General features: G+C 39.7%; 1 protein-coding gene. It reads left to right on the top strand.

Features of this window, described 5'->3' with window-relative positions:
* The coding region (locus AC1DND_RS29070; RefSeq protein ID WP_477586474.1) for an RNA polymerase sigma-70 factor at positions 1 to 609 on the top strand (609 nt) is incomplete at both ends.

The raw sequence follows: 609 nt of genomic DNA, 5'->3' as shown, positions 1-609 counted from the left end.
AGCCAGATCTAGTCGTTTTATGGAATAAGATTTGCCTTGAGGATGACATAAAATCTTTCGAGCAACTTTACCGCTTTCTATACGGTAGGTTGATCAAATTTTCTATTTACTATGTGGTTGATAAACAGGCGGCAGAAGACCTGGTTACGGAGGTATTTGTTAAATGCTGGGAAAACCGCGCAACAAGTACCCACGTACTAAATCCCGAAAGTTATTTTTTTATCGCAGTAAAAAATCAATCACTTAAATACCTCAAAAAAAATTCTTCAATTACGTTTATCGATTTAGTTGATGCTGAAGAGGATGTTTCGGTAACAGCACAAACGCCGGAGTATATTTTGGAAACCAAAGAACTGCACCGGCAACTTGATTTTGCCATTGCTGGTTTGGCACCTCAGGCAGCCACGGTTTTTAGGTTGATTAAAGAAAGTGGCATGAAATATAAGGAAGTGGCAGAACTGCTGAACATTTCGCCCCGAACGGTGCAGACCCAATTGTTCAGGGCCATTGCAAAACTCCGCTTAATATTACAGCCCTTACAAGACAAAGGTGCGGATGAAAAAAAACTTGGAAAAATGATCTCCCTGATTATCTTAGTAGGTACTTTAT

This window comes from Pedobacter sp. 01N416 (assembly GCF_056399685.1).
The sequence above is the reverse complement of the archived record's forward strand: the minus strand, read 5'-3'. Positions and strand labels throughout refer to the sequence as shown.